We start from the raw sequence: 14,247 nt of genomic DNA on the forward strand, positions 1-14,247 counted from the left end.
TAATTACGCTACCCGCCTGCAATCATTTCACTTGTTCTTTTTTGACTTCTTCTTTTTTGGCTTGGCTTGTCCGAGAGGTTTTTTAGCCGACCCGGCTCCCCAGAGCGGCTCTTTCATCTGGCTTTCCCATACCTTCATTTTGGATGTGAGCTTTTTCGTTACCTCCGGATGTTCGCTCGCCAGGTTGTTGCTCTCGGAAATATCTTTACTCAAGTCATACAACTCGGGGGCGGCCCCCGCTTCATTCCGGTTATGAATCAGCTTCCATTTTCCTTCACGAATGGAAATGCTACCCTTGGATCCATGCTGACGCCAATGAAGAGCCCGGACTGGAAGTGAGCTTTTCTCACCGGTCAACAATGGTAAAAAGCTGCGGCCATCCAGCTTCCAATCGGAGACTACGGCATTTCCGGATGCCTCGATAAAGGTGGGCAGAATATCCAAGGAAATAATGGGATCATCAATCACAGAACCGGGCTTGATTTTATCGGGCCAGCGCATCGCCCATGGCACACGGACCCCCCCTTCCCACAACGTGCCTTTCTTACCTTTCAGCGGGGTGTTGTTTGCCCCCAATGCGGTCTGGCCACCGTTGTCATTGGTATAAATCACAATGGTATTCCCCTCAAGGCCACTCTCCTTGATCACTTTCAGGATCTTACCCACATTATCATCTAGCGAAACAACCAGACCGGCATAATTTTTCCGCCCTTTGCCTGTGATGTGTTCCAGACGCTTCAAATCTTCTTTCTTCGGTTGTAAGGGGCCGTGCGGGGAAGTGAAAGATACAAACAAATAGAACGGCTTATCCTTGTTCTCTTTGATAAAGCGGCATGCGGCGGTTCCCAGTCGGTCCGTGATATAGCCTTCCTCTTTGGTCGGCTTGTCATTGTCGAGAATCACCCGGTGCGGGCTTGGTTTCTCATAGGGGAAATATCCACGGGATCCTTGGAGCAGCCCGTAAAACCAGTCATACCCCCGCTTGTTTGGGTGCATTTCTTCAGGGTAGCCAAGATGCCACTTTCCTATCAAACCCGTCCGATAGCCCATTTTCTGCAAACGCTTCACACCAAAGGTTTCATTCAAATCCACTCCATTCTGGTGTCCCGGAGGCAGGTTGTTATCGTATCCGAACCGCTGTTGGTAACGGCCGGTCATCAGGCCCGCGCGCGATGGAGAACAAACACAGCCTGACATGTACGCATTCGTCAGACGAACCCCGTCCCGGGCTATCGTGTCAATATGCGGAGTCAATTGCTTCATGTCCTCTGCGCAGTTCGGCTGAAATCCAAAATCCGCATATCCGGCATCATCCGAATACAAAATCACAATGTTAGGTTTCTCCGCTGCTTGAAGGGAGGTCAGGGACATCACCCCCATGGCCAACCATTTGAATACGTTCTTTTTCATTTGTTTATCCTTGTTCATTGTTGCTGGACGATTGATTTTTAAGGCTGCTGAAACCGTCATATTCAGGCACAAAAAAGCGTTCGCTTTTTACATTGCCGAGATAGCCATTGATTTTCCATCTCCTTTTCTCTAGTTTGCAGCAAGAGTCCTTCCGATCGATAGTAATCATATAAACTGCATAATCCCAGTCAGGCTTTCGTTTTTTCATCAACAATTTTCCTCCCCCCCGCCTAACCTTCCCCCTTATCTTCGCCCCGCTCCACCCTCGGCCACCAGTTGACTACTGGCTGATTTTCTGAAACCAAACATTCCATCCACTGACAAGCTCATGGGAACCGATAAACGTTACGACATCGCGATCATTTTTCCTGACTGGTATGCTTTCCTGCACGACGCCATGGAGGGGGTGCTAGAAATCAGAGGCATCCGGCGTCACTGCCATTTCAGAAACTTTATCTCCAAAGACTTTAGCCAAGCGGTGGATTTCCCAAAGGGATATCGCCCGGATGGTATCATCGTCTCTTACGATGCCGACCACATGGACGCCCCCTGGCTTGAGGAGCTCGACATCCCGGTCGTCAATATCTTCTCATCAACCAATCGTATTTTCCCGACTGTTGGCGTATGCCCGGTGTCCATGGCCCAGACCATTGTCGAACACTTTTCAACGCTCGGTTTCCAAACACTGGGCATCACAGGAACCATCCACCAGACGCACTCCTCTCCGGTCCACCAGCATATCATCGAAGAATGCACAGCGCGGGGAATGGACCACTGGTATGTCGAAGTTCCAGACGGCATCCACGCCGGCGCATGGCATATGCTCGAGGAGCATGCCCCCGACCTTAAAGAAAAGCTTCTCCTAAGCTCGGCCAAAACAGGCGTTTACACAGTGCACGACATGCGCGGCCGTTTGGTCGCGGATTATTGCACGGAACTGGGGATCAAGGTTCCGGAGCAAGTCGGCATCCTTGGCCGATTCGATTCCATTAACGCCCGACTCTGCACTCCGGAGCTCTCCAGTATCGTGATGCCTGCCAGACAAATCGGCGGGCAAGCCATTCAATTACTGATCCAATTGATTGACGGCAGTCCTGTCGACGAGCTTTACCCGATGGTCGAGGTCCACGAAGTCCGGGTCCGGGAATCCACCGTCGGCAAGTCCGACCCCGACATGATTGCCCTCCAGGCTCGAACCATCATCCGGGAGAAAGCCTGCAAGGGGCTGACCGTCGACGAGCTGATTCAATCGCTGCCTCTTGCGCGCAGCACCTTCGAAAAGCGATACCGGGCACTGACAGGCTCATCCCCTGCCCAGGAAATCCGAAAAATCCGAGTCGAAAAAGCCCGCCAGCTCCTGCTGACGAGCAAAAAAACCATCGATGAAATTGCCTACGAAGTCGGGTTCACCGACCCCCGGCCCTTTGTTGTCTTTTTTAAACGCGAGGTCGGCGAAACCCCAGGCGGGTTCCGTAAAGCCTATGTCGAATGATAACCGCCGGAAGCGAGCGGAAAATTTTACGGCAAGACTCAGACTTCGGCATCTCCGGCACTACTTCCTGCGCCGAACGAGAAGAGCCGTTGCCCCAAGCCCGAGAAGAGCTGCGGATGAGGGCTCGGGCACTGTGGTGACAAATTCAATTTGAAAGCCTTCAAGGCGGGAGTTGCCGTTAGCATCAGGTGAATTGTCGATCGCCTCCAATGATAATGATGCTCCTTGCCCAGTGGTCAAATCTACGGTGTTGCCAGTAGCGGAAATGGTTTCACCATTCACAAGCCAGTTGTCGCCTCCATTGTTATCGAAGCGGTCCACCGTCACAAATTTCCAGGAGTCAACCGAACCCGGGCTGGTCAGAGTCACATCACTGATGGTAAACAGCGCAGTCTTCGTATTGTCTGTTCCAGTCGTACCGCCATTGAATCGCACACGCTGGGTGGAAAAAACCACCCCTGAAGTGCCGTCGTTAAACGTAGCATCCAGAGTGAGATCAAACGTAAAGGTCACGCCGTCTGCTACGACAGCGATATCTTCAATGGTGATTGGCACACTCGTGCCCGTGTAGCTTGAGAAGTCAGCCCCTGTGTTATTCGTAAAAGTATAGGTAATGGTCGCAGCCTGCACAGACCCGATTGCCCCAATCAGGCTCAGTAAGCATAGAATAGGATTACGTTTCATAGTATGTGTATTGGTGTTTTGCGGCTCATGTGAAAAAACATAAACCATTATTAGTGAACATCTTAGCAAATAAACCACTGGATGTATATAGGAATTTCAACCGTATATCTTCAATGCTTCACCACAAAAAAAACCGGCAGACAGGACAAAGCCCATCCGCCGGTTCCTACACACAATGAAAGGTCAGATTATGGTTTCTTTTTCGGCTTTTCTTTAGAGCCTTTACCCACTTCGCCAAGCGTTGGGTAAACTTTGTCAGCATCGCGCCACTTGATATTACCATCCTTGCGTACGGCTACCCATCCCTGGCCCTCCTGCCAGAGCGGCTCAACCAAGCCTGTTTCCCACGTGGCAACCAACTTCAGCAACTCCTGAACCTTCTCCGGGTTGCTTTTGGCAACATCGTTGAGCTCACTAAGATCCTCGCCAACTTTGTAGAGCATCGGATCCAGGCCTTCAGCGCGGATCAGTTTCCATTTTCCTTTGCGAACGGCAGCCTGTTCAAGCTTGCGCCAGTAGAGAACATCATGCGGGCTGCCGGACTTCTCACCGGTGAGGTAGGGCATGACATCCACTCCATCGAGAGGATTCGGAGTTTTACTTCCTCCGGCCAGCTTGAAGCTGGTTGGGAAAATATCCATGGCTGAAGTCAAGCCGTCGAATTTCTGTCCACCCTTGATTTGAGCAGGCCAGTTCACAATAAATGGTACGCGGTGTCCGCCTTCGAACTCGACCCCCTTTTTACCATTGAGTGGATAATTAGATGCGGCGCCGCAGGTTCCACCATTATCACTGACAAACCAAATCACGGTGTTCTGGCGCAACTTGTTTTTTTCGAGATAAGCCACAAGACGGCCAATGTTGTCGTCCATGTTCTGAATCAAGGCGTGGTAAGCATTGCCGTTGGCCTTCGCCTTATCTTCAGGCGTCACCTGCAGCGGGGTGTGTGGTGCAGTATAGGAGAGAAACATAAAAAAGGGAGCCTTCTTGTCAGCCTCCACCATCTCGATTGCGGCATCGGTCATGCGATCGGTGAGATGCCCTTCGAATTTTACATGTTCACCATTGTGCTCCATGGAATGCCAATTCCCGTATTTCTCTTTTTTGCCATAGAAAAAACTGCGACTTCCTTCCCGCAGTCCGTAGAACTCATCGAACCCCCGCTTGGTCGGATACATTTCATCCAGGTTGCCGAGGTGCCATTTCCCGATCATGTAGGTTTTGTATCCCAACGACTGAAATGCCTGACCAATCGTATATTCGGACGTCACCATCCCTTGCTTGCCACGCGGGCAATTCGCCTCGTGCCCAAAGCGTTGCTGGTATCTGCCGGTAATGAAGCCAGCCCGCGAAGGACTGCAAACCGAGGCTGCCGCATGTCCATCGGTAAAGATCACACCATTTTTTGCCAACTTGTCGAGATGCGGTGTCTTGACGACTTCGGATCCTTGGAACCCGAGGTCCTTGTAACCAAGGTCATCCGCCATGATCACGATCACGTTAGGTTTTTCTGCCGTAGCAGCGACAACGCTGAAAATCAGCGAAGATGCGATGGATAATAGTTTCTTGTTCATGAGTATCATCTGATTGTGAGTGCGGAGACTCTCACCGATACGATGAAGAATGGAGTCATCATTCTCCGATTCATCGTCAATTTTTATGGCCTCCGTTTCTTGGTTTTTTACTTTTGGGGGCTGGAAGTGTTTGTTCACACCATTGATCAAACATCTTTTTCATTTGCCCTGCTTTTTCGGGCATGGAGGAATATAAATTGTTCTGCTCACCCAGGTCGTTTTTCAGGTTATAGAGGAAATCCCCCTGCACGTCATCATAGCGGTAATGCTCACCTACCGTAAACAAGCGCGATGACGTGCAGTTTCTGAGCTTGTAATCCCCACTGCGCACCACGTAGTCCTTGGTGCGGTTGCCACGGCTAAAAATGAGGTAATCATGGTTATCTCCTGACTTTTCTCCCTTCACCAGTGGAAGAATGGTTTTGCCGTCCAGCTTGTCATGCGGCCGGCCACCCGCCAGCTCAACAAGGGTCGGATAAATATCCATGGTCGAAACCAAGGATGGCAATGACTGCTTTTTCTCATGGTGTCCCGGCCAGCTGAAGAGGAAAGGAATACGGCACCCACCTTCGGCTTCACAATATTTGTTCCCTTTCAGCGGACCGTTGTTCGCCATGGTGTAAGGAGCGCCTCCATTGTCAGAAATAAACACGATCACGGTATTCTTTTCCAACCCTTGCTGTTGGAGAGTATCCAGGATCTTGGCTATGCCATCATCGAGGCAGGCGAGGGTCGCCAGATAACGTTTGCGCAGGTCCGGGTCGTGCCCTTTGCCCCTGCCCCACTTGGAGTGCCAGTTCTTTTTATAGTTGCCCATCGACGGGTCGTATTGCGGGAAGGGCTTCAATCCGAATTTCTTTTCATATTTCGGGTGCCCGACATAGACCGGATGATGCACGGCATTATAGGACAGGTGTAGGAAAAATGGTTTCCCTTTGAAGTCGCGATGAATGAACTCCACCGCTTCGTCGGTAAAAAGCTCGGTGGTGTAGGCATCCTTGAATTCCACCATCTCACCATTGCGCTCAAGCGGTCCCCGGTGGGCTGCTTTGTTTTTAGCGGCATGGGTCAGCTGACGGTAATCCCAGGTATGATCGCTGAAACCAAAAAACTCATCAAAGCCATGTTTCAGCGGGTGGGAAATATCCCCCTTCTGGTTGTTCATGTGGTTTTTGCCAATCTTCTTGGAGTGATAGCCCAGCTCCTTCAACTCCATCGCGATGGTTGTTTCCGTCGCGGGTAGCCCTCCCTTCCCATACCAATTGTTCCCCCAGCGTTGCTGGTAGCGACCGGTCGCCAGACCTGCCCGTGCGGGAGAACAAATCGGCGCCGTGGCATAGGCATTGGAAAAATACGTTCCCTTGGCTGCGATGCGGTCAATGCCAGGAGTCTGCACATCCTCGGCCGCAAAGGGCAAAAAACTCATATCGGCATACCCAAGGTCGTCAATCACGAACAGGATAATGTTAGGCTGAGCTGCTGCCAGAACGACCGGCATACTCAACGCCGCTATCCCAAATAAAACTTTTTTTATCATCAGTTGGCTATCAAATGAAGACTCGAACAGTCTATCCGCTTATTGATTTTCCTTCTTGGATTTTTTATTTTTCTTATCCTTTTTTGACTTCTTTTTCGCAGTGGCATTTGGGTCATATTCCGGATTTTTTTCGGTGGGGATTGGAGCCTCAACCACTCCGTGCCATGTAACGAGCTCCCTGACCAAAGCATCACGCAGCTCGGGGTTTTCGTTGGCGACGTTCTTGTGCTCACCGAGGTCACTTTCGAGGTCATAGAGTTCTACAGCATTATTCGTGGCAATCGCACCCTTACCGCCATCGAGCACCCATTCTTCGAGATACAGGTGTAACTTCCAACGACCTTTGCGCATCACGGTCACCGGACGGGTGCGGAACGTCTTGTCTCGGCCACGTTTCACCGGCTTGTCGAGATAGCCGGGCATATGCCAGAAGATCGACTTTCTTTTCAGCTCGCCACTTTGTTTGAGCAATGGCACCAGGCTTTCTCCATCGAGTTCTTTCTCTGTTTTGGCACCTGCAAGATCGATAAAGGTAGGAAAGTAATCCGCCTGCATCACAGGCACCGAGCACTGGCTACCGGATTTGATCACTCCCGGCCAGAAAGCGATCATCGGCTCGCGAATCCCGCCTTCGTAGTAACTTCCCTTGTTTCCACGGAGTGGTTCCTGGGACCGGGTTCCTCCATTGTCACTGGTGAAGATCACCAGGGTTTTCTTTTCGAGGCCGAGATCCTTGATTTTTTTCAACACCCTGCCGACGCTGGCGTCCATATCGTAGATACATGCCTTGTAAAGGTCACTGATCTTCTCACGTGTCGAATTCCGAGCCTGATAGGGCCCATGTGGCGCATGGTGGGCAAGATAAACAAAGAAGGGTTTCTCCTTGTTTTTCTCCATAAAATCACAGGCTTGTTTGGACAAATCAAAGACACCCTTAGGATCGCTCTCCGGCCCCTTCTGGTTCCCCTTCGCCCCCTCGGCCAAGGGACCATTACCAAAGCTGTCATAGGTGACATCGAACCCTTGCTTACTTGGCAATGCGCCGCCTCCACCTTTGCTCTCGCTCCCCCCTTTGGAATAAAGGTGCCACTTGCCAAAATGACCAGTTGCGTAGCCTGCCTTTTTCAAAGCATCCGCTATGGTTTCATCTTTTTCAGCCAAGCCGTCCCGGTTCGGGATGGGAATCAGGCGCATCTTATTTTTAGGACCTCGGCTGGTGCTGTGCACGGCAAACACATGGTGCCGTGGCGTGTAGTTCCCTGAGAGCAAACAGGCGCGAGCCGGCTGGCAATTCGCCGCATTGGTATAGGCATCGGTAAACACCATGCCCTCCTTGGCCAGTTGATCCAGCACCGGGGTTTGGTACTCACCATCCGATTGATAGCCCACATCCTTGTAACCAAGGTCATCGGCATAAATCACCACAATATTCGGCTTCTCTGTTTCCGCATTGGCCGTAATCGCAATGGCAAGCATCATACCTGTCAGGTATTTTGTTATCTTTTTCATCTTATTATCCCTTTCGTTTTTATGATCTAATCCCAACCAAAACCCTCCGGGATTTCACCCCGAAGTGCTGGTCCGACATCCACCCCCATCGCTTTCAAGCGAGGGTAATGACTCGTTTTAAGTTTTTTGTAATAATCATCAAATTCGTATGTCTGTTCCCCTTGCCACATGTACTCCGTCAGTGCAACCATGCGAGGAAATACACGTTTATCAATACTCGCCTGCGGCACATTAAAATCCGTCCAGAGCGCAGCCCCCCACCCGAGGATTAATTGCTTTTCACTTTTCGTCAGGCCTTTAAACTCAGCATCCGTCTTAAACACATCCGCGAGATCAAAGGTTCGGTTTTTGCCATACCTTTTCCATGGTGTCACCGGAAAGTTGAGATAGGTGTATTTGTTCGGATTACAAATCACTTCCCTGCCCGATTGCACAGCTTTGATGACAATCTTGTTACTCAAGCCGTGGTTGTGCCACCATGCAATCACGATATTATCGCGTAGAGCCGGTGCCTGGGTACCCTTGGCCTTTCCAGACGGTAAAACATCATCCCAGCAGATCGTTTTACGCCCACGCGCTTTCAGAACATCAGCCAAATGATTCATCAGATGGATTTGAAGGTTGTGCTCATTTCCCAGCTCGTGCTTCTTAATCTTCAACTGGCAATACCGGCACTTCACCCAGTTTTTTTTCGGGGCTTCGTCTCCACCAACATGAATGTAAGGCGATGGGAAAATATCGCAAAGTTCATCAAGGATGTCTTTGGTGAAGGTATAGGTCAGATCCTTTCCCCCACAATAAATATTCGTGGAATGTCCGCTCGATGGCGCCACTTGCCCCGTGCATGTTAACTCAGGATAAGAAAGCATCGCCGCCTCCGAATGCCCCGGGATATCGATCTCCGGTACAATCGTAATATGACGCTCCGCCGCATAACGCACCAACTCGCGCATCTCTTGCTGCGTGTAATACCCTTGCTGCTCTTGCTCCTTACCTACCTTGGAACCGACGAGATGCAGCTTGGGGTATTTTTTACTTTCCATTCTCCATCCAAGGTTTTCAGACAGATGCCAGTGGAAGGTATTCATCTTATGAAAGGCCATCAAATCCAGATAACGCTTGATGAAATCAACTGTGTGATACTGGCGCCCGGAATCGAGCATAAAGCTGCGCCACGCATATCTTGGGTGATCACGGATACTGACAGCATCGATTTCCCATACCTGCCCCTGCACCATCTCTCCTGACAAGGCCGCGGCCGGGAGCAACTGCCTGAGACTCTGCACCGCATAAAAAAAGCCACGATCGTTATTGGCTCTCATCACGATCGACTCTGGAGAAACCTCAAGCGTGTATCCCTCTTCACCCAAATCAGCATGGACTCCCCGGCTGGTAAAAAGAATCACCGACTTCCCCTTGGCTTTCCCCTGCCGAAGGCTTAACTGATAACCAGCACTCTGCTCTAATTGATGTCGAAGCAAACCAGCCGCACTCTTACTGATCTGGTCATGATAAATAACCGTATCCTTAGTGATCTGAAAACTGCCAGTGCCCGGCGCCACCGATACCGGTGTCGGAAATATATCCAGCTGGGCCATCAGGCACATCGGGCACATCGGGCACAACAGCCATACAATAAAAAGGGAGATAAGTTTCATCGAATCAATCTGTGTTTACACTCCATGGCGGTATGCCATGGTCACGACAAATACGGAGCCAATCACAGATTGATTACTCAGAATCTCAGTTCACCAGCTCATTGCCGGCTTCCGGACAAGCGGAGATTGGGTAATCAGATTAACTTCCTGGAGCAGAACACCTCCTTTCGGGACTTCAAGTGTCAAACGAACCTGCTTGGTGTTGTTTGCAATGACCGGCATCATCCCTGAGATAAAACCTTTGCGAAGCAGCGTCCATTTCCCATCGACCATGGCTTCAAACGTATGGGGGACACGTGGGGCGCCTTTGCCTTTTTGTAATGCAGCCAATTGGATAAAGACGCGCTGAATTGCTTCGGCTTTTTCCAAGTCGATCGTGATGATTCTGGTTCCTTCCTCAAGTTCGATGCCACCATCATAGCGATGGTCGTGGAGTTTTTGCCCATCCTTCACACCTTCGACCGAAGTTACACGGGCAAGACGGTGATCAGGAGTCAGGGACTTGGCAGCCCGAAGGTCATGAGCCCAGGTGCTTCCAGGACTGATTTCAAAATCGTAGCTCGACCCTGCAAGAAGGTATTTTGCCGGATGATTCCGGTGCTCACACCCGACCAACTGCCCTGTTTCAAGTTGAATCAACGCACAATAGGACCTGCCGTCGTAATCTTCCGATACAGTACCTTTAACGGGCACACGACACAGGATCGGCACATAGCCTCGGGCTTCCGGAGCTGGAATATCCATCGGCGCAGTGTAGCTGATCGGGATGCCGGCAAGAGAGTATGTCACTTTCACCAGCAGTCTCCCTTGTGCTCCTGATTTCATGTCAAACACATGCAACTGCCCGGGAACTTTTTCCCCCATGACCGGCTTACCCCGCTTGAATCCTTCCAGAGCCGCAAGGTTCACTTTTTCACGTAAAGGTTTCTTCAAATAGTCTTTACTGGGGTCTGCGACTTCGATGATCAGATCCTTGACAGTGAAAAGAGCAGTTCCGACATCCATGCCTCCAGCCTTTTCCGAGTCAGCCTGCAAGCGGCTCACTGGCCGAATCACCAAGCGGTGGGAAACCTTATCGATCTTACCAGCCGCCAACTGCTTTTCACGTTTCTTCTGCTCTTTCTTCATCTTTGCCTTGGCCTCTTTTTGAGCCGCCTTATCGGCACGGGCTCCCAGGCCGTCATCGTAGTCCGCCATGATGTCGGGATGGCAAGATGCCTCAAAGGAAACACCCATCACCAATTCGACAAGCTGGGCCGGGGCAAGCCCCTTCGGCAGGTCTTTACTGGCCAAAATACTCTTGGCAACCACCGGCGCATGTTGCTTGAGAAGCGCACGCAGATCCGTCCCCAGGTTTTCACCGGGTTTGATCGCACGCAGGGCGGTCACCGCTGTGGTAAATTCAGAAGGAACCTTGTCACCGAGGTAAGCTTCCGCCAGGGCCCAGCTGCGCATCACTTCGTTATACATGGCGCGGTCCCGATGGAACACCACCGGCAATTCACGAGCTGCCGTCCTGAACTTCGGATTACCCGTAATCGCAAGGTTACGCTTATGCGCATTAAAGATCATCAAATACCCTGCCATGCGCCAATAAGGCCCACCAATTACACCATCACCATTATGGTATTCGACGCGGTATCCGTTCTGGTTCACAAATCCATCGTGATCGCGTAGCGTGGTGAATTTCCACAGATAATCGCTCATGTTTTGACGATGGGCTTCCGCCCCGCAGTTCGCCGTGGATAGACAGGCCCAAACAAAGTGCAGTGTCTGGGTGGCATGACCATTTTCGGCCGACCCAAAAGGTGCCGTCGAGTAACGTTTGGTGGCATTTTCCGTAAACAAGGGCGCACCACCACGAATCAAAGAAGCGAGAAAATACGGTCCGGTTCCACAAGAGCCACCTTGCCCGGGCATCGGCGTGGTTTGTGTGCTTTTACCTGACCGACCATAGGGGACCTTACCGTGTGGAGCGATTTCCTGCACACGCGACAGCATCTTGTCCAGCACCGCCTGATCGTCCTCACTCATCACCGGGGTGTGGCTTGCAAGAGCAAAGCCAAGCGCTAACACGCCGCCACCGCCAATATATCCGGACCCTCCGTAACCCGGGCCACCGTCACTATGGCCCGAAGTATAGTCGCTCATCACAAAGCGACGGCAATTGGCCACGTGCATCTTCAAGGCGGGTAGAATCGTCTCATCCTTTGTCTTTAGATAATACTCGGCGAGAAAGACCAACCACATCCCATTGGAATACGTCCACTTGTCACGCTCACCGGCATTCGCCACATAGTGGGCCGCAAGTTTAATGTTCGCATCGTAGAGAGGATTGTCAGTTGAGAGCAAAGCCAGCCCGATCGCCGAAGTATAAAACGACTGGGAGGCATACGACTTGGCGGACCAAGATCCATCCTTATTTTGTTGTGTTGCCAATCGATGCGCAACCATTGCGGCGTAGTTTTTCACCTTGTCACACTCAGGGTCGTAGCCATCGCCAAAACTACCGATTGCGTCCAGCTTCAACGTCACTGTTTTGAGATGTTTTTTCAGTGCCGCCGGGTAATCGACCACAGGCAAGGTTTCGACCTTCAGTTCCGTTGCTTTTTTACATGTCACATCACCGACCAATGTCCAACTTCCTTCCGGCACTTCAAGCAGAGCGCCCAGCAAACTCCCCCGTTTGTAGGAAATGCGAACTGGCATCTTCACGCCCTCGGCATTTACCAAATAAACTTCCTCCAGCTTGACCCCGGCCTTTTTGTTGCTTGCTTGAATCCGGAAGACATCGGCTTGACCAAGAGGCACGGACAATTTGCCAGCACTGTCGATGTTGCTTTTGCCCACCTGTTTCCACGATCGAAGTCCCGTGATCGACTTTGATTTCAGTTCATCCGGAAGCCGTAGCACCGTCACCTTAATCTCGCCCCGACCTTCCGCCTTGTCGATAAGGTTGCCAGCATGAATCTCTATCCCGCGGACCAATTTGTTATCCACCGCTCGATCCAAAAACATATGCTGGGCAGCCAATAACCGCTGCCCGTCTAACTCTACAATCAGGTCTCCCTTTTGAAGCTGCCCCTCCGCGGGTGAGTTCTTGCGCACACCATCAACCTCAAAGTTGTTGAAGACCAATCCATGCTCATCACTCAGTGCCTTTGGAAACAACTCCTTACAGGCTGGAAATAAACTCCACGTCCGATCATGCATCCGGTTTCTGATTCCAAGCGGCCCCAGATTGATATACCATTTCTCCATGCTCTCCGTCTTGGTCGATGGAAAATAACTACGGTAAGGAGATGGGTTCTCCTTGTGCCATTCGTTAATCGCCATCACAGCTCCGCGATCCTGTTTCCAGGCATTAAAATTAAATCTGGCTTCAGCATCTTCAGCCGTTAGAGGCCACGGCATGAGGCATGTAAGCAACAATGAAGGAATCAATGGTTTCATCATGGTATGATCGTAATGTGTGTGTTTCAGTAGGGTGAGCCAACAGTCAAATGGCAACCCCCACTATACGCAAGGTTCACAATTTTCTTTTATCGTTAATTCTACGATAATTGGTACACAAAACAGGGCGGAGAACTGAAGCCCCCGCCCTGAAAAAACTCAGCTTACTTCTTGCGGCGTAGCAACAAGGTTAAACATCCCAAACCTAGCAAGGCTGAAGATGAGGGCTCGGGAATGGAGGTCACCTCGAAGGCCATCGTGTCGAGGCGGAAGTATTGCACGTGCGTAGGGTTATTTGTCATCTCAAAGGTCATCGACTTAGCGTCAAAGCCTGTAAAATTATGTACCTGGGCACCCGTGCCCGCAAGAGCCTGCATTGACCTCTGCTCGGATTTTCCGTTAGTAAGCACGATGGTTGCGTTATCCGGAACCTCCAGCCTGTTGGTGGCTTCCATCGAAGTGAGTAAAACGTTGTATGAGGACGTCACATCAGCATCGCCATTATCTCGATCCAAGACAGAAATTGTCCAATAGGCAATCTCACCATTGATCCAGCGATACGCCGAGGCACCACCGCCACCGTCCGGCTGCCATCCACGAGCGTCACCTGAGCCGTCCGCTCTTAATCCACTTGAATCACCCCCTGCAGAAAAATCGATTTTCAAGCTCAAACTTTCGCCCCCGTCACCGGTAAAGAATTTCTGTACCGTTTTCGTGGGGGAAGTTCCAGACACCCAATCAACGTCCGTATTACTCGTCACCGAAGGGCTAAAGCTCATCGTTGCAGCGGTAACCGTCGAAGCAATCGTAAGCCCCATAATGGATAAACATAATGTGTGTGTTGATTTCATAGTCTATAGCATACTGTTCTAAGCATTAGATACTAGGCTCACATTCAATCACAATTTATTATTCTGATCATCTATCGTT

Annotated in this window: 10 protein-coding genes; 1 reads left to right on the forward strand and 9 read right to left on the reverse strand. The window is 50.8% G+C overall.

The genetic code is table 11. The features are described from left to right. Positions 1-27: 27 nt before the first annotated feature. Together HW115_RS09505 and HW115_RS09510 are read right to left on the reverse strand one after the other, a co-directional pair. Positions 28-1,410, reverse strand: coding sequence for a sulfatase-like hydrolase/transferase (locus HW115_RS09505; protein ID WP_178932384.1), 1,383 nt, complete (start codon positions 1,408-1,410; stop codon positions 28-30). Positions 1,411-1,414: 4 nt separating this feature from the next. After that, a complete protein-coding gene (locus HW115_RS09510) occupies positions 1,415-1,618 on the reverse strand; it encodes a hypothetical protein (protein ID WP_178932385.1) in 204 nt (67 codons plus the stop codon). A 120-nt stretch (positions 1,619-1,738) separates the two neighbouring features. Between HW115_RS09510 and HW115_RS09515 the strand changes: the two genes are divergently transcribed. After that, the gene (locus HW115_RS09515) at positions 1,739-2,902 is read left to right on the forward strand and encodes a substrate-binding domain-containing protein (RefSeq protein ID WP_178932386.1); all 1,164 of its coding nucleotides are present in this window, start codon (positions 1,739-1,741) and stop codon (positions 2,900-2,902) included. 60 nt (positions 2,903-2,962) lie between these two features. Here HW115_RS09515 and HW115_RS09520 read toward each other — a convergent pair whose 3' ends face one another. From HW115_RS09520 to HW115_RS09550, 7 genes are all read right to left on the reverse strand, one after another. Next, the gene (locus HW115_RS09520) at positions 2,963-3,586 is read right to left on the reverse strand and encodes a PEP-CTERM sorting domain-containing protein (RefSeq protein ID WP_178932387.1); all 624 of its coding nucleotides are present in this window, start codon (positions 3,584-3,586) and stop codon (positions 2,963-2,965) included. 188 nt (positions 3,587-3,774) lie between these two features. After that, positions 3,775-5,160: a sulfatase-like hydrolase/transferase gene (locus HW115_RS09525; protein WP_178932388.1), complete on the reverse strand. Its 1,386-nt coding sequence runs from the start codon at positions 5,158-5,160 to the stop codon at positions 3,775-3,777. Between the two features lie 76 nt (positions 5,161-5,236). Continuing rightward, on the reverse strand, positions 5,237-6,697 hold the full coding sequence (locus HW115_RS09530) for a sulfatase family protein (RefSeq protein ID WP_227021396.1): 1,461 nt from the start codon (positions 6,695-6,697) through the stop codon (positions 5,237-5,239). Between the two features lie 39 nt (positions 6,698-6,736). After that, positions 6,737-8,206 (reverse strand): sulfatase, encoded by a 1,470-nt coding sequence (locus tag HW115_RS09535; RefSeq protein WP_227021397.1) that lies wholly within the window; start codon positions 8,204-8,206, stop codon positions 6,737-6,739. A gap of 26 nt (positions 8,207-8,232) precedes the next feature. After that, complete coding sequence (locus tag HW115_RS09540) at positions 8,233-9,864, reverse strand: beta-N-acetylhexosaminidase (RefSeq protein WP_178932390.1); 1,632 nt, start codon at positions 9,862-9,864, stop codon at positions 8,233-8,235. 90 nt (positions 9,865-9,954) lie between these two features. Beyond that, a complete protein-coding gene (locus tag HW115_RS09545; RefSeq protein WP_178932391.1) occupies positions 9,955-13,320 on the reverse strand; it encodes a DUF6288 domain-containing protein in 3,366 nt (1,121 codons plus the stop codon). Positions 13,321-13,481: 161 nt separating this feature from the next. Continuing rightward, positions 13,482-14,168 (reverse strand): PEP-CTERM sorting domain-containing protein, encoded by a 687-nt coding sequence (locus HW115_RS09550; RefSeq protein ID WP_178932392.1) that lies wholly within the window; start codon positions 14,166-14,168, stop codon positions 13,482-13,484. Positions 14,169-14,247 lie beyond the last annotated feature (79 nt).

The organism is Oceaniferula marina (assembly GCF_013391475.1).
GTDB classification, from domain to species: domain Bacteria; phylum Verrucomicrobiota; class Verrucomicrobiia; order Verrucomicrobiales; family Akkermansiaceae; genus Oceaniferula; species Oceaniferula marina.